This is a genomic window from Lentilactobacillus kribbianus (assembly GCF_013184075.1).
GTDB lineage: Bacteria > Bacillota > Bacilli > Lactobacillales > Lactobacillaceae > Lentilactobacillus > Lentilactobacillus kribbianus.
In genome coordinates this window covers 792,929-809,521 of the sequence record NZ_JABEQQ010000001.1, presented here as the reverse complement: position 1 = coordinate 809,521, position 16,593 = coordinate 792,929, and the positions used below count along the sequence as shown (strand labels likewise).

The 16,593-nt window shown below is 38.4% G+C and carries 16 protein-coding genes and 1 pseudogene; 3 read left to right on the top strand and 14 right to left on the bottom strand.

Features of this window, described 5'->3' with window-relative positions:
* The first annotated feature begins 123 nt into the window (after positions 1-123).
* Positions 124-1,182, top strand: coding sequence for a YdcF family protein (locus HII32_RS04080; protein ID WP_172188553.1), 1,059 nt, complete (start codon positions 124-126; stop codon positions 1,180-1,182).
* 124 nt (positions 1,183-1,306) lie between these two features.
* Here the strand turns inward: HII32_RS04080 and HII32_RS04075 are convergent, their stop codons facing one another.
* The 3 genes from HII32_RS04075 to HII32_RS04065 all read right to left on the bottom strand — a co-directional run bounded on the left by HII32_RS04075 (position 1,307) and on the right by HII32_RS04065 (position 4,803).
* Complete coding sequence (locus tag HII32_RS04075) at positions 1,307-3,103, bottom strand: FtsX-like permease family protein (protein ID WP_172188551.1); 1,797 nt, start codon at positions 3,101-3,103, stop codon at positions 1,307-1,309.
* Positions 3,104-3,114: 11 nt separating this feature from the next.
* On the bottom strand, positions 3,115-3,873 hold the full coding sequence (locus HII32_RS04070) for an ABC transporter ATP-binding protein (RefSeq protein WP_172188549.1): 759 nt from the start codon (positions 3,871-3,873) through the stop codon (positions 3,115-3,117).
* A 201-nt stretch (positions 3,874-4,074) separates the two neighbouring features.
* Positions 4,075-4,803 carry a Tim44 domain-containing protein gene (locus HII32_RS04065; protein ID WP_172188547.1) on the bottom strand — a complete coding sequence of 243 codons (729 nt, stop codon included), beginning with the start codon at positions 4,801-4,803 and terminating at the stop codon, positions 4,075-4,077.
* Positions 4,804-4,994: 191 nt separating this feature from the next.
* On the opposite strand from HII32_RS04065, the gene HII32_RS04060 reads away from it, so the two are divergent.
* Positions 4,995-5,276 carry a hypothetical protein gene (locus HII32_RS04060; protein WP_172188545.1) on the top strand — a complete coding sequence of 94 codons (282 nt, stop codon included), beginning with the start codon at positions 4,995-4,997 and terminating at the stop codon, positions 5,274-5,276.
* Positions 5,277-5,470: 194 nt separating this feature from the next.
* Here HII32_RS04060 and HII32_RS04055 read toward each other — a convergent pair whose 3' ends face one another.
* From HII32_RS04055 to HII32_RS04025, 7 genes are all read right to left on the bottom strand, one after another.
* Positions 5,471-6,151 carry a matrixin family metalloprotease gene (locus HII32_RS04055; protein ID WP_246224814.1) on the bottom strand — a complete coding sequence of 227 codons (681 nt, stop codon included), beginning with the start codon at positions 6,149-6,151 and terminating at the stop codon, positions 5,471-5,473.
* A gap of 295 nt (positions 6,152-6,446) precedes the next feature.
* Positions 6,447-7,172: a MerR family transcriptional regulator gene (locus HII32_RS04050; protein ID WP_172188543.1), complete on the bottom strand. Its 726-nt coding sequence runs from the start codon at positions 7,170-7,172 to the stop codon at positions 6,447-6,449.
* A 140-nt stretch (positions 7,173-7,312) separates the two neighbouring features.
* Positions 7,313-7,975 carry an ABC transporter ATP-binding protein gene (locus tag HII32_RS04045; RefSeq protein WP_172188541.1) on the bottom strand — a complete coding sequence of 221 codons (663 nt, stop codon included), beginning with the start codon at positions 7,973-7,975 and terminating at the stop codon, positions 7,313-7,315.
* On the bottom strand, positions 7,975-9,036 hold the full coding sequence (locus HII32_RS04040; protein ID WP_172188539.1) for an ABC transporter permease: 1,062 nt from the start codon (positions 9,034-9,036) through the stop codon (positions 7,975-7,977). The genes HII32_RS04045 and HII32_RS04040 overlap by 1 nt, the downstream gene beginning before the upstream one ends.
* Positions 9,037-9,194: 158 nt before the next feature.
* Positions 9,195-10,541, bottom strand: a complete 1,347-nt coding sequence (locus HII32_RS04035) for a uracil-xanthine permease family protein (protein ID WP_172188537.1) — start codon at positions 10,539-10,541, stop codon at positions 9,195-9,197.
* Positions 10,542-11,894 carry a guanine deaminase gene (gene guaD, locus HII32_RS04030; protein ID WP_172188535.1) on the bottom strand — a complete coding sequence of 451 codons (1,353 nt, stop codon included), beginning with the start codon at positions 11,892-11,894 and terminating at the stop codon, positions 10,542-10,544.
* 266 nt (positions 11,895-12,160) lie between these two features.
* A complete protein-coding gene (locus tag HII32_RS04025; RefSeq protein WP_172188533.1) occupies positions 12,161-12,742 on the bottom strand; it encodes a uracil-DNA glycosylase family protein in 582 nt (193 codons plus the stop codon).
* Positions 12,743-12,926: 184 nt separating this feature from the next.
* Between HII32_RS04025 and HII32_RS04020 the strand changes: the two genes are divergently transcribed.
* On the top strand, positions 12,927-13,427 hold the full coding sequence (locus tag HII32_RS04020) for a hypothetical protein (protein WP_172188531.1): 501 nt from the start codon (positions 12,927-12,929) through the stop codon (positions 13,425-13,427).
* 75 nt (positions 13,428-13,502) lie between these two features.
* Here the strand turns inward: HII32_RS04020 and HII32_RS04015 are convergent.
* From HII32_RS04015 to HII32_RS04000, 4 genes and pseudogenes are all read right to left on the bottom strand, one after another.
* Positions 13,503-13,718, bottom strand: a pseudogene (locus HII32_RS04015) (2,3-bisphosphoglycerate-dependent phosphoglycerate mutase); the annotation flags it as partial.
* 177 nt (positions 13,719-13,895) lie between these two features.
* Positions 13,896-15,104 carry a reverse transcriptase family protein gene (locus HII32_RS04010; protein WP_172188529.1) on the bottom strand — a complete coding sequence of 403 codons (1,209 nt, stop codon included), beginning with the start codon at positions 15,102-15,104 and terminating at the stop codon, positions 13,896-13,898.
* 556 nt (positions 15,105-15,660) lie between these two features.
* Entirely contained in the window at positions 15,661-15,924 is a 264-nt protein-coding gene (locus HII32_RS07930) for a tyrosine-type recombinase/integrase (protein ID WP_172188527.1), read from the bottom strand.
* Between the two features lie 203 nt (positions 15,925-16,127).
* The gene (locus HII32_RS04000; RefSeq protein WP_172188525.1) at positions 16,128-16,574 is read right to left on the bottom strand and encodes a hypothetical protein; all 447 of its coding nucleotides are present in this window, start codon (positions 16,572-16,574) and stop codon (positions 16,128-16,130) included.
* Between the last annotated feature and the right edge of the window lie 19 nt (positions 16,575-16,593).

Sequence of the window (16,593 nt, the reverse complement as noted above, 5' to 3'; positions counted from 1 at the left end):
ATTAATTTTACCAAATAATAACCACAACGACTAACTGAAGTCGCTTTTTAGGTACTTTTATTGAGATATGCTACAATTTACTTAATATGTTCATAATTTTTTTAATATGGATGGAGGATGAAGATGGATAATCAGATGTATTATTTTTCTCCCTACTTATACCTATTCTGGGTAATTCCCATTTGTTCATTTTTGATATTTTATCTGCGCTATCGCCATAATAAGGTCAAATTAGTCGATGGCATTTGGTTTAATTTGTTTTTTTATTCTTTACTATTTTGTCTGGCCATTACTATCATCGGCACTCATAATTCCGTCTTAATTTACGGTAGTATCGGCATTTTCTTTCTAATCCTCGGAGTTATCCTGATTTTCTTTGGGCTGCAAGCCTTCTTTTGGATTTGGAATGGTATTTTAATGTGGCGACGAGAAAGTCATACATTAGCTAATACACTGACTTTAATTATTGGAATTGCCATTATTTTAATACCATTTATCAATAATATTTTACAGCCAATTTTACCGCATGCTCTTTATCTTTTTGGAATTTATCTATGGCGATTATGCTTACTCTATGTTTTAGGTTGGGGCTATAATTTCTTAACCGTTGCCCTACTTTATCAATTCAATAAGCCCACCTTTGATCAAGACTATATTATTGTTTTAGGTGCTGGTTTGATGCATGGTGATCAAGTGACACCCCTGCTCGCTGCTCGAATTCAACGCGCCATGACTTTTCATTTTCAACAAATTCAACAAACCGGTAAGGCGGCCACTATTATCTTTTCCGGTGGCCAGGGTCGTGACGAAACCGTTCCTGAGGGTCAAGCCATGTTAGACTACGCTGTGGCACACGGCATGCCCAGCCAATACGGTATTGCTGAAGTCAAATCCTTAAACACCTATCAAAATATGCGTAATTCTAAGGAAATTATTGAACAGCGACCTGGTTCACATAACGTGATCTTTGTAACCAATAATTATCACACCTACCGAGCTGCTAGAATGGCTCGAGAGGTTGGGTTAAATGCTGATGGCATTGGTGCTAAGACTTCTTGGTTCTTCGTTCCCGATGCTCTAATTCGTGAATACGTTGCTATTTTCTTAAAGTATAAAAAATGGCACATAGCCTTTTTAATCGTGGCAATTATCTATTCTGCTTGGTTAGCTTGGCCTAGATAAACCAGTACTAATTATTCCATAATTATTAGAAAATAAATCTAATAATTATGGTTTTTTTATAGAATTATTCATCACAAATAAAAAAGACCTGCTTTTTAATCTAATAAAGTCAGGTCTTTTTATATTAATGCTTGTTTTTAGCTGGTAACACCAGCATTTGATACAACCAAATAGTTAATAAATAATACCCTAAGTAAATCACACCAAAGCCAGCAATAATCCAACCAATATGATTATATGGGTCAGCCATTAACGGCTTAAATAATTTCAGTCCAAATAAAACATCCACAATTCCCAGTGCTCCTGGTAAGGCAAATAATACCAGAATCTCACTATCGATACTGCGTTTTAATAATGAACGTCGAGTTCCAATTTTAGCTAACATCCGGTAACGAATTTGGTCTTGCGTAGCGCCGGCTAAAATCTTGAACATTAAGCAACTAGCCAACATTGCCAAAAAGGCGATTCCCAAGAAGTAACCCACAAATTCCAAACCACCGAAAATACTAATACTTAATAGATAAGTATTAAAGGAACCAAAGGTAATTTCTGGCATGGCACTTGGGTGTTTACTGTTTTGACTTTTATTTAATTTATTCAAGACTTGATAATTGGCCGGAATACTTTTCACTTTAACCAAGATTACTCGTTGTACTGGTGCCTTAATTGGACTAAATTCGCCCGTACTTAAAAATTGAGCTTTAAGAGTTTGTTTTTTACCACTTAGCATCGCAAATTCATATTGTTGATTTTGGGTTAACTTATCAACACTTACATTGCGGTAATGCGCCTTTGCTTGGGGTTTATTGCTAGGAATAGCTTCCTTAAACGGATTTTTTTGCAATTCTGATTGCAGGTAGTAAACCTTATTATCAGCAAATTTTTGTTGATAAGTAATTTGATTAGCATCCGTTAATTGCTTCAATTGTTTAGTTTGAGTGGCATCAGGGTCATTAATCGCTAACGTATAGGCTGATGTATTATTAGCAATTAGTGGAATATCACGCCGAAAGCCCGCCCCCACGGTAATGGCACCTAAAGCCATCGCAAACAATAAGGAAGTAATCGTTAATATTTTGGTGTAATCTCGTACCCGAAACATAATTTGCGAAATCGTGAAGTCATTTAGTCCTTTGGTTGCCCAATTGGTCTTCTTAATAAGGTTCAGAATTAATAAAATGACTGCCCGAAAAATCAGGTAACTACCGATGGTAATGGTAACAATAGCAATTGGTACCGATAATAATTGCAAGGTAGTGATAGAATCCATCGCCCAGTAACCAACCGCCAATAATCCAATTCCCAAGATGGCTTGGACAACTAAACGCACAGGTTTAAAGTTTACCCGATCAACTGTATCTGCTTGTTTTAATAGCTTCAAAACAGGAGTTTTAATCATCCGTTGTAAGTTAAGCATTGCGGCAATAAAAAACAAAGCTAAAAATAATGCCAAAGTAACTAAAATAGCCTTAGGATATACCGGATTGAAATGGTGAATAGTTAAGCCCAAATTACCTAACAACCATCCTGATAACCCACCGGTAGCCAAAATACCAATAATGATGCCAATAACGGTGGCACCTAATCCAATTACCATCGTTTCTAGAACCAAAAGTTGACTAACACGACTTTTCTTGGCTCCCAGCATCATAAACAAACCATAATCGTGTTGACGCATATTTAGTAAAAATTGATTAGCATACATAACGTATACCAACGTAATAATGGCTAACAAAATTAAACCAAAAATGAAAACTACTGAAGCAAACTTAAAGTTTAAATCAGATTTAATCAATGCCTCATTAGTAGCTAGGTTAGCAAACATATAAAAAATGGCTGAAGACATCACTAACCCCGTCAATAAGACAATGTAATCTCTTAAATGGCTTTTAATATTAGCCATCGTAAGTTTCATTAACATGTCATTTCCTCCTATTGTTCAAATGTGCCTAATTGTTCTAAGATCTCTTGGTAAAATTCGGTCCGACTTCGACCATCGCGCTTGATTTCTTGACCGATTACCCCATCTTTAATGAACAAAATGCGGTCGCAGTAACTAGCAGAAAATGGGTCATGCGTTACCAATAAAATTGAAATTAATTGTTCATAATTAATTCGTTTTAATAATTCTAGTAATTCTCGGGCACTGTTAGAATCCAATGCTCCGGTAGGTTCATCCCCAAATAACAACGCTGGTTTAGCAATAATTCCTCGCGCAGCAGCCACCCGTTGTTTCTGTCCTCCAGATAGTTCAGCAGGATACTTATCTAGTAAATCTTCAATCGATAAGGTTTGGGCGATTTGAGCCACTGCTGTACCAATTTCCTTGCGGTTAACCCCTTGAAGTGACAAAGGTAACGCAATATTTTCATAAGCGGTTAGCGTTTCTAGTAAATTAAAATCTTGAAAGATGAAACCAATTTGATGAGCACGAAAATCAGAAATCTTATTACCGTTTAACTTAGTAACATCTTGACCATTAATTTCTACGGTACCACTAGTAGGTTTATCCAAAGTAGCCAGCATGTTTAGCAGGGTTGTTTTCCCTGATCCAGAAGCTCCCATGATACCAACAAATTCGCCAGATTCCATTTTAAAGTTGATTCCTTTTAAGGCTTCGTATTGTTTCTCGCCTTTTTTACCGTACGTTTTATGCAAATCAGTTACGTTAATGATGGGTGTATTTGTCATAGTAAATTCTCCTCTTAGTTTGTGCGTTGGTTAATTACTTGTGTAGCTAACTATACTAACTTCAATTTCAAAAGTCAATTACTACCTTGCTATTTAGTTGGCCTAATTATCTCACGATCCTATCAGAAGCAATAATAATTAACCCTTAAGAAACTCTAATGACAGTAAAAAAGTGAGTTAAAAATCACTAGGATTTCTAACTCACTTTTTCGCAGCCTGTCGAATATTATTAACCAGGTATTGGCCGTTATTATCTTTCACTAATTCCCATACTTCAGTAAAGCGTTGAATCATCGCATTGTCTTGCAAGTATTGGTTGTACTCGTCCGCTCGATCCGGATATTGAAAGTAATCACGAGCTTGCGCGGTTACTACTACGTGTAGTTCATCAGTTTTTACGTACTCACGTTGCAATTTAACAATCACTAAGTTATCTAAATTATTGACTTTACCTTCTTGCCGCCAATTATTTAAAATAATCTGCTGCTGCTTAAAATATTTGGGAGTCATTAATCGTTTCAACTCTGCTTTATTACCGCTGACCCAAGCATTTTCCACTGCGTAAAATAGTGGCTCAAATTCATTGGCTAGTTCGGCACCTAATTCTCCTACATCATGAGGTTGTTGATCCGCCACTAACTGTTGCTTAGTTCGTCTTCGTAACCCATATCCTAAAAAGACAATGAGCACTAAGACGCCGAGCCAGTTAAACATCCCGCCATGACCATAGCCCCAACCGGGACGACCAAAATAAATGCCCCGATTGTAAAAAGCATTGCCAGTACTAGTACTGCCCCCACCCGTGGAGTGAGAGCCACCAAAGCTGACCGTGCCACCGCCAACTGCACCACCCGCTCTAGCAAATGTTGATATTGTGGGACTTACTCCCAACATAATGGCAATACTTAGCCCGATTAACCATTTCTTCATAATTTTTCTCCATTCTCTTTAAACGAGAAATATTATCTCATCTTATGTAATAAATTAATAGCGACCGCAATCAAAAATTAAGAAACTCATTACGCAATGATTAATCATAAAGAATTGATTAATTAGGCTTGCTTTTTTAAGTAGAAATAGTAAAATCATCTTTCAAATAAATGAACTTGGAGGAACCTTAATTGACCCTTAACCTGTTTGATCGCAGTCCGTTACGATTTGTCTTGTCGGCCCTCATTCTTGTAGTGGGGATGATTTTGGCATGGCGGATAATTTTGTTTGTCGCCGTCGTTGCTGCAATCATTGGTTTGTTTTTATTTGTTAGAAGTCAGATTAGAAAGTATCAAACGGCTCGTACCCGTACTCGTCAAAAAACCCGTGGACCGGAAGTAGAAATCTTTCGAGATTCCAAGCCTCATCCAGAACGACGAGTTTTAATGGATGTGGAAGAAGTCGATCAATAAAAGCTGGTGCGCACTTGATTTGCGAACTGGTTTGCAATTAAAAAAGTATGAATAACAATCACAACGCTTGATATAATCAGTTTTTACTGCTATTAAAAATAATGTAGTTAACCCTAGGTTTTCATTAGAAAACGCGGTGGTTATCGTTAAAAATAAAAAGGACCCTACTCAATTGAGTGGGGTCCTTTTTATTTTTAACTTGCTTTACCATAAATTTGCCGTAGACCAGCAATATCCGCGTCACTTAACCGTGATCGTCCTTGCGTGACTGGATACATAATCGACTTGGGACTGCTACTGTGATCAAGCCCCAGTGCGTGCCCAAGCTCATGAATTGTAACGGAATCACTAAAGGCAGCATTATAATCACCGTTTAATTTGGCAGATGCCTGATTGATACTAGTAGTACCGGTAATCCCGGTGCGAGTGATAATTTTCGGCCCCCCGATACCGAGTTCAATGTTGCCCTGATTGGCTGGCATTTTTTTATGATACATCGAAAAAGTAATGGTGTTGCTAGCTTTGCCAGATGCTTGTAACTTTACAATGCCCGTTTTATTGTACACACGAACCGCATCTAAGAAGACCTTCCGGGCGGCCTTTGGAACGTCTTTATCAAACCGATAACGATATTTATTACTCAAGTTAATATTATTCATAATGGGTTCAATGGGCGTTCCAGTATAATTTTCGGCTCCCTTCACCTTCGAAGTGGTTGATGATGACGATTGAGAACTGAATAAATCTACAGCTTTCATGTTCAAAAATTGCATCGTTTTTTGGGTAAACTGACTAATGTCATCGGTGTGGTTAAATCCCCACCAACCACCTAAAATTAGAATTACTACAACTATGGTTGATTTAATTTTCTTCAAGTCCTCATCCCCTTTTGTGATCCATCCAGTATACTCACTGAACCTTAAAATTAGATTTAAAAATAAAACGACAATGTGGACAACGATTGAGACCGTAATGAATGGTCATTTGGCGATGACAATTAGGACAGATACCGTCAACGCTACGCTCATGTAGCTGCTCAGTTGCTGATCGCTTTTCGGTCATATTAGTTGTTCTCCTCTTAATTAGTTGTCCTTATTGTACTGCTAATTGGTTTCATTATTCATTAATAAACCTTAAAAAAACCAAGCTCCTTTAGAGCTTGGTTTTTGGCTAATATTCTTGAGCTTCAGCACTAATTTCTAAACAAGAATTAGTTTCGTGACAGTGTGGACACTTCAGCTTACGAGTGGCAAAGGTATGAGCAGAAAAGAAGAAGTCTTTCTTAGTCGGCCGGAAAATGAAGCCACAATTAGGGCACACGTAGGCTACCCGTCGATACATAAAGTTCACCAACCAGATAGCTCCGACAATCGCAAACCCGATTGCTCCAATAAACCACCACCATTGTCCGGTTCGCAAACTTAGTACAAACGCCGCTATTTCAACAATATCGATGATAATTCCTGCTGTAAACAAGGTAATTCTAGTATTGCGTAATGCTTTTTTATTTTCCATAATATCCCCCATCGCTCCAATCTGTGTAATCGGCAAATCATTGAGATGACTCAAATATGGCTGCAGCGCCTTAATGGTCGCAATAGATTGATGAGCTTCATCAATTTCTGTTTTAAATGATTGCAATTGCTCATCCAAGTTTGCCTGAATAAAATCATTTGGATTTTCTTGCTTTAAAATTTGGCGAATATCAGTTAAATGAAAACCGAGTACTTTTAATAAGGAGATGGTTTTTAATACCGTAATCGCTCGATCATTGTAAATTCTACGGCCATTAAGGGTTGAAGCCGGGTGCAACAAATCCTGTTGATCATAATATCGAATCGTCCGAATAGAAACACCGGTTATCTTGGCTAATTCTCCCGATGTATATTGCGTCATTGTCTCACCTCCATGCTTTATTTATACCTCCTGACGTTGCGTCACCTGCAAGGCTTTTGTTTAATTAATTTAATGAGTAGCTATTATGTCCTTAATTATCGCATAAAAAAAGCGGCCCTGAATAGGACTGCTTTTTAATATCACTCTTTAATTTTCCCATCCACCACCGTATACACTCGATCCGCTTCCGCCAACAAATCGTCATCGTGGGTCACCATAATCACGGCCACGTTGTGTTCTTTAGCTTGGGATTTCAAGGTTTGCACAACTTGAAAGGCTCGCTTAGAATCCAGTGCCGCGGTCGGTTCATCCGCAAAAATAACGGCCGGATGGTTGTATAACGCTCTGGCAATGGCCACTCGTTGACGCTGTCCTCCCGATAATTTAGCGGGTAGACTGGTCTTTTCATCAGCCACTCCCAACGCCGTTAATAGCTGGTCGGCGTATCCATCATGATTTTGTTTGCTAAGCCGATCGACCAATTCAAACTGTTCGGCTACCGTTAGAAATGGAATTAGATTGGAAGATTGCAAGATAAAGCCGTACTGATCAAAACGCACTCGGCTTCGTTGTTTTTCCGTCATTTGGCCTAAGTCCTGTCCATTAAGCAAAACTTGACCACTCGTCGGCGTCAATAAGCCGCCCATCATGGTTAACAAGGTGGTTTTACCGGAACCAGAAGGCCCCGTCAAAATGATAAACTCCCCCGCATCAATCGCTAGATCTAAAGGTGCTACCGCCGTCATTTCAGTATTACCACTACCAAACGTTTTACTAACTTGTTTTAACTCTAACACTGCCATTATGCTGCCCCTCCGATCGCTTTGATTGGGTCAATTTTGAGAATTTGGCGAATGGAAAAGACTGATCCCAAAATAACCATTAGTAACAGTCCCATTGAAAAGCCACCTACTAACATCCCATTATTAGCATACGGCATCGCCGCTGGTAAAATTAAGACGGTCAGTTGATTAGCAATTAAGCCTAATCCCACTCCGATCACACCAAGAATCAATGCTTGAACGACAATACTATTGACCAAAGTTTTACTACTAATTCCTTGAGCCCGCATGATACCGTAAACACTAATTTTTTGTACCGTCAAAATATACATAAAAATGGCAACGATAAACAAGACAATGATGAATAAGGCCCCAATCATCAGACTAAAAGTAGAATTTTGGGCACTATAACCAGGAATATTTTCAATTAACGTTTTGGGCGTAATGATTTTAGCATTTTCCACATTTTTAACGTCTTTTTTATGCTTGTAAACAATGCCACTAATATTGCCGGCATTGGCATTCGTGTACTTCAGTTGGTTGTAAGTTTTTAAAGTAGTAAACACTACCGGTAATGTCCCGTATAAATTTGATTGCGTGAGACCAACCACCTGATATTTTTGGTGACTGCCATTAATTTTCAAACGATCCCCGATTTTAACCTTACCGGCATTGAACTGTTCGTCAACAACTACCTGCTCGTCAGCTTTAACCTGATGCCCCTTAGTTAACTGCGGTTTAATAAAGCTTTGAAACTTAATCCCAAAAATCGTAGCATCAATGTTATCATCACCACCATTTAAGGTAGCCACCGCGTTCATTTCTCCGACTGGTGCTTGGTTGGAGTTCAACTGTTTTAAGTTGACTCCTGACAAGGTAGAAGCCGCTAAGTTACCATCAGCATATTTACTGATGCTAATCCGACTCGCATCCCACTGATCGACTGCCAACCGATTATTAGAAGCCAAGCCATAAGCTAACCCCGTCAGAAAATAAATCAAGTAAGCAATTAAAAATAGCATCAAAATCACTAAGCCGTAGCGGCCTTTATTAGCTTTTAGTTCGTGTGTCGCTAAGTACATAGTAGTATTTCCTTTCTGATTCAAAAATGAAGTTGAAACAATTGTACACCATTGAAATCGGTTTCTAAAGCCGTTAGCAGTTTATCAACGCCCAAAATAAAAACACCTCCGCATCAGTTTCAATTCGGAAATGTTTTTTAAAGTGATTCATTAATCGCTTAGATTTTTTCCTCAGCTAACTTATCAACCCTAGTTCGCTTCGGCATCATTAAGTTTAACAAAATGGCCGCAATGGCTGCCACCGCAATTGGCGACCCCAGTAAGTATTGCACCGTTTGAGGAGTTTCTGCTAATACTTTAGCTGGTAATAATACTAGTGCTAACGTCAAAATGATTGGAATGCCAATAACATAAAGATCGCCTTCACTAGTATCTAAACTACGAATAACGTTTAAGCCATTTAACATAATGATGACACAGATAATGGCAAAGACTCCGCCAATTACGGCTGCTGGAATCGCAGCGAGAAACGCTGAAATTTTACTACAAAAGCCCAGTAAAATAAACCAAATACCAGCTCCAATGAAGACACGTTTACTAGCAATTCCCGTAATGGAAATCACCCCCGCATTGGTGGAATAACCAGTTACCGGCGTAGTGCCAACTAACGCTGCGATTAAACAACTGACACCTTCACCAATGATTCCTTGGTTCCATTGTTTTTTACTAATGTCACGGTTAATGACTGCTCCCATCGCAAACCAAGTTCCCGTGGTTTCCGTAGTCAAGATGGCGTAAATCAAAACAAACGTTAAAATAGCGGGAATAGAAAAATGAATACCATAGTGAAATACCGTTTGATTAGGCAAGCTAACCCATGGTGCCTTAGCCACTGCCTGCCAGTCAAAGCGCCCCATCACGGCTGCCAAGCTCGATCCCACTAACAGCGCTAAAATGATGGAACTAGTCTTAAAAATGCGTTGTAGTTTAGGAAATCTCATACTAATCATCACTGATATTAACAATGTAGTTGCCGTGACCGCAGCCAATAATATATTTTGATTAACGTTACCACTCGCTTGAAAAATATTAGAATTCAGGGCCGTCGGAATCAGTGATAGTCCCACACAGGTGATAATGGTGCCCCCTACTAAAGCCGGTACCAAAGCCGAAATAATTTTATGAAAAACGCCGGTGATTCCTAATAATATCAAAATTAACGCCCCAATTAAGGAAGCCCCAATCAGATTAGCCATCCCGCCGTTAAGGCTACCTGCTCCCAAGATAATTCCAGCCGCAGCTCCAAGGGGGACAAACGAGGGGCCTTGCGACACTGGCATTTTCATAAAGAACCAGGTTTGTAAGATCGTCCCAATGCCAGCCGCTAAGAAAGTGGATTGTAGCAATCCCGAAGTAGCTTCGCTGCCCATTGCTACCGCCCCAGCTAAAACAATAGGTGGCACGTAAACATCCATCGCTAATACGTGCTGTAAGCCGAGCAATCCGGCTTGGGTGTTACTAATCTTATCATCTGGGCCAATTAAGATTCCGTGATCATCCTTCATTTATTTGTGTCCTTTCTGATTTTGATATACTCGTTTGCCGCCCACCATTACCCAGCTAATATCCTTGCTTTCGGTTTGGTAGAGAAGCCGTTCCAACTCATCATCGGTACTTTCTGTAGTTAATGCTGGTGCCAATTTCACTACTTGAAAATCAGCCTGCTTGCCGACTTCAATGGCACCAACTGGTAAGTTCAGTGCCTGAGCCCCTCCTTTAGTCGCTAAGTAAAATGCCGTTTTCATCGAAATTCGAGAATCAGGTACCCCTCGTTGACCAGTAGCTAGTTCACTATTAACTCCGTCAGTGAGCATTTGTGACGACATTACTGCTTGCTGCATATTGCGATACAGACTGGGTGAAAAACCACCAGAAATGTCGCTTCCTAATCCAACTTGGTTACCAGCTTGCAAAGCCTTTCGGGTAGGAAATACTGCATTACCAAAGTACACGTTAGAAATAGGACAATGAGCAACCGCCGTTTGGCGTTGACGAAACAAGGATAGATCCTCATCGGTTAATTGGGTACCATGAGCCATCACTGCTTGCTCAGTCAGTAAACCAAACTGATCCAGCACGTCTGCATCCCGTTTACCAAAACGGTCTTGCACGTACTGATCTTCCCAATCACTTTCACTACAGTGAGATTGAATCGGTAAGTCATACCGTTTAGCCAACTCACCCAGCCCGTGCAGTAATTCATTCGTGCAGCTAGGAATGAAACGAGGCGTAATGACCGGTAACAAGGTAGTTTGCGTTTGCTGTTGTAAGTTAAACATAGCTTCAATAAATTCTTGGGTAGCTTGAAGTGCTGCCGTAGCTGATTCATCCCGATAATATTCTGGCGTTTGGGTGGGATCATCCATCGCTACTTTGCCGATTAACGCCCGTAACCCAAATTTGGCTGCTTGCTGGGCTAGGATTAAATTACTGGAATTATAAATGGTTCCAAACATCAACGCCGTGGTAGTGCCGTTGGCTAATAGTGTTTGCACTAAACTAGCATAGACTTTTAACGCAAACTGATCATCAGCAAACCGGGACTCCAATGGAAAAGTGTAGGTATTTAACCAGTCGTTAAGTGAGCGATCTAAGGCCAATCCGGCTTGTGCCCACTGGGGAGCATGTATATGTACGTCCACAAACCCTGGTAGTAATCGTTCATTACCTGCTAATTCAAGTAAGTGGTGTTGCTCTGCTGCAGCTTGTCGTACTTGCTGAAACTCTGGTTCAGAATGAGCAATAATTCGAACTATCTTGCCCTGTTCATCAATACAAATCAGCATATTTTCACCAACTTGGACCGTCTGATCATCCTTTGAAGTAAAATACGTCCCTGCAATTACTTGTGAGTACATTTCAGTTGCTCCCTTCGAATTTCAATTAATTCCTTAAGAATGTTTTTAGTATATCACAAACTATTTCAAAAACAACACAATTATTGTTCGTGTTTTAATGCTTATAATTCTTAAAATGATTTTCTATAGATTTTATAGTTCGTCTTTAAACGTAAAAAGGAGACCCTCTCATATTAAGAAGGTCTCCTTTGTTGTAATCAATTCAATGAATCCAGCTTGTCTTCAGTAATTACTAATTAGTTTCACAGGGAATCAAATTTATAAACCTAATTCTTCATAATCTTGGCTACCCGTTGTTGCAAATCCGGCACTACCTGTTCTTCAAACCACGGATTCTTCTTAAACCACCCGTAATTCAACGGTGACGGGTGTACAATGGGAAAATATTGTGGTAAGTATTCTTGATAATGTCGAACCGTTTCGGTTAGATTTCTTTGGGCTCGTTGCTGCAAGTAAAATTTTTGAGCATATGCGCCAATTAATAAAGTGAGTTGGATGTTAGGCATCAATTCTAGCAAAGGTGCATGCCATTTTTCTGCAAAACCTCGCCTAGGTGGTAAATCACCATGAAGTCCCTTCCCAGGAAAGTAAAAATCCAGCGGTAAAACAGCAATCTTATCGGTATGGTAAAATTCCTCTCGGCTGAGATTCATCCATTTTCGTAGCCGGTCACCACTTTGATCGTTCCAAAAAATTTGGGTTTCTTGAACCTTTTTGCTCGGGGCTTGACTAATAATCAATATTTCCGCTTGAGGATTAACTTGATAAATAGGTGGGATATTTCGGGAAGTATATTCTGCGTTCTGAGAATCGGCTTTGATTGCCGCAAAAATTTCTGCATCTGTCATTTAAGTTCTCCTACCGTTTTTATAATTAAGTTACTGATGCTGTGCAAACATTATACCAACCCTTAAATTAACCTCTTATTAAGATTTATGCAAGTTGTGACCAGCTATTTCAGTTCCATTTGAGTTGCCTAATTGAATAGTTTACACTCAATGGTGAGCTATTAATTCTGAAAGGATGATCATCATGGGAAAAGGAGCCCGGAAACGAAAAGAACGACAGGCAGCCATGGATAAATCAGGAGATAATAACACTCTTACCTGGCAAGCCCAGCCAATTCATACCACCAATACTAATGATCCCATCAGCTTTACCGCCTTTTTATCTGAACGAAAATCACGCGGGCAACAACTGCTCCTAGCCGAATTCGATAATGGCGATATTTATGGTGGCTACAACTTACATCCCGTTGGTAATTACACTAAGTTTAATCAGGCTTTCTTGAACGGAATCGAAGATGTTTTTCACCAACCCATTACCTATAAAAACGACACAATGTTTTTCGGTGATGATGAACTAGTTGTCATGGACTACCCCGTGCCAGGCAAAAAGCAGAAAGATATTGCCGTCTTCTGTCTAAATGCAGAGCGAATTTATTCCCGGTTTAAGCAAGGGACAGAATTAAAACGCTACTTGGATAAACTCTATAATGTCATGGTTAAACAGGCGGAACAGCAAGTGAAATAACGCTATTGGCAACCATAATTATTAAAAAGAGACCCTCTCCCATCGAGACGGTCTCTTTTCTTTTAATCAATTTAATTAGTCAAGCTTAGTCTTTGATACTACGTTCAACTTGTCATCGAAGTCGTAAACCACTGGTTCACCAGTAGCCATTTCCAGGTTGATGATATCTTCATCAGAAATGCCTTCGATGTACTTGCTCAAGGCACGAAGTGAGTTACCGTGGGCTGCGATGATAACGTTCTTGCCATCTAACAACTTAGGAGCAATTTCGTCTTCCCATAGTGGGTAGACATAGTAGTTACAGAACGTGATGATATCAGTAGTTCATGGCGGTTTAGCATGGTTCATTGGTGACATTTAGTGACCGGCCGAGATATCAAAATATACTTTTATACTAATTAATCATATATTATGTACAATATTATTTTTAATTACATATAGAAATAAAAATGGCAATAGTCACTTTCTCTAAATAATAGTTTTTTCTAAAGACCTAGCCATATCTTCATACCCTTGAAATGATTCATCATCAGATATTACCTGAATCGCCGCTATGCATCCTCTAACTTGCTGAATCAACGTCTTTTTTTCTTCATTACTAATAGACACATCGCCACTCAGAACTGATCTAAGTCGTTGGACATATTCATAAAGCCCTTTATATAATTTTTTAGGAACATAAAGACCATCCTTTTGAAGAAGTACTCCTGTAATTTTTATTTTTGAATGTACCTTAGATACCTTAACCAGCTTAGTTTTTTGCGGATGGGCGTCAAATCCATACTTTTTAATAATGTGTTCAATCATTCTAAGATGGGATTTATTAATAAAAGTTTCTGACGATAACGTTAAATCATCATAATACGCTGTAAAAGTAAATTTATGTTCATCAGCATAATCTGAAATTTCATTAAATAAGTCCAAGTACGATAAAAGACTAAGTACCGGGCTGGTTGGATAGCCTTGTGCTAATGAACGATAGCTTGCATTAACAGCAACATTAGTTGTTAATAACGTAAGTATAGTCGCACAATCTATTGACATATTTAACTTATTTCTGAAGAGATCAAATACATTATCATATTTCGTGTTTGGAAAAAAATGTCTAATATCTGTTCTAAGTATAAAGCCATGGCCCACATGGCGTTGTACATTTTGAATTGCATTCCGTCCCTTTATTCCTCCGTATTCGTATGGAGGAATTCTAAGCATAAACAAGTAACCCAAAATCCGTTCCAAAACTTTCTTTAATTTATCTGATGGATTTGTAAGTTCCCTACCATCATAAACAAAGTTTTCTGATATGTAATTTTCATCAATATTCTTCAATGACTCTAATGGGACTTTTAGAAGATATGATAATTCACGCTTTGATTTCACCCCATAAAGGCGACAACTTTTCCAGTACATTTTTACATTCCCTCTCTGAAAGCAACAAAAAAGAGATGTAACTTGAGAAAGGAAATTATAAATTATTTCAAGATACGGAATCACCCATGAAATAATTTTTACGATTACTTGCAACGTAAAAAATATAATAGCAATTATAATCTTTAATATTGTTAAATACTGGATTGCTTTAACAACATACACTAAATTTTTTACAATCGTAATTTCCTTTAGTGCTTGATAGTAATCATTCAAACACTGCTTTTTCCTATGCTTAGCATGCTTCATAATGAAGCCTCCTTTCAATAATCCCTGACAAAATTGTCAGACTGCCTAATAAATTATTGATCATGAAGGAAAAAGCTCTGATAACGTTACATCTCTTAATTAACCACTGCCTAAAAAATCGAAAAGAATTTTATTATTACTAAACTCACACTTGATAACCATACAACCAATTGACCGTAACCGGAAAGCCACGCACGTAAGACGTGCAAACAACGGGCCACGGGAAAATAAGCCATATATAGTTACACATGAAATCCGTTAATACCTTTCATCCGTGTTCCATAGAACCCAGATTGCCGCGTCCTACTAGCAGGATATATGGAATTTTTATATGTGGGCTTCGCAATCCAAGGCAGGGAGTAAAACTAGCACTCTTTCGAGCAAAATTAGCAGTAGATACCATTGGAACCAACTAAGCATAACTACATAATACACCACTAGATCTTTTTTTATATGTATTTACCGAATAGCTCAAATATTTTTATAAACCAAGTTAATTGCATATAATAAATATCTGACGAAAAAAAAGAAGCAGTTTTCCTACTTCTTCCGCATTTTACATACTTATAACTTTCACCGCCTTATCACCTTCGATATCCTCTTGCTCCGGCAGTAGTCCTACATAATACCTTTGAGTTATCCCCACATTGGCATGACCCAAGTATCTTGATACATAATTAATCGAAACCTTTGAATCTCCTAGCATTAGACTAGCAATCGTATGCCTAAATGTATGGGTACTAAATTTGGGATCGTAACCTAGGCGCTTTTGAATTTGATGGTAAGAAGCGTTAATATTTCTAACCTGTGAATTGACCATCCTTATTCAGGAAAGCAAACTGTTGTGGATTAGTTATCCCCCGTTTAAACAGTTATTGACGGTGATAAGTTATCCACCTGTGAATAACTATCATTGCTCTATCTAATTGTTAATAACTACTGTTTTTTATACATTTATACCCCATCAATTTCCATAAAAAAAGATTCTCTCACATTGAAAGAACCTTTTTGTGGCAAAGTTAATTAATTCCACGGAATTACCATTTTATTATATGAATGTTTTACCTTAGTTTTAAAAAGACGGTAATACATCGTACCTTCCCTAAATTGTAACGAGCGATGACGTTTGCCTTTAATTTTTATTGATGAATACCGATAATATGCTGTAGGGCCCGCTGTCTTATTCTTAGGACTAATACTTACCCATTTACCATGAACATAAGGAGAAACATTAACTTTATAATGGTATTTATGACCTGAATCCCAATTAGTCATAGTATGTTTGGTGAATTTATATTTAGAAAAACTATGATGCCCATTATAGGAGCTATACACATACCAATTTCCACGCATATTTTTAGGAACACTTCGTGAACTTGCATGTGCCTGTACATTATTATTAATTAATACAAAACTCAAAAATCCAAACATGATACTAAGAAAAGTAGTAGTAACGAACTTTTTTAGCATGATAGTTCCTCCTAAAATT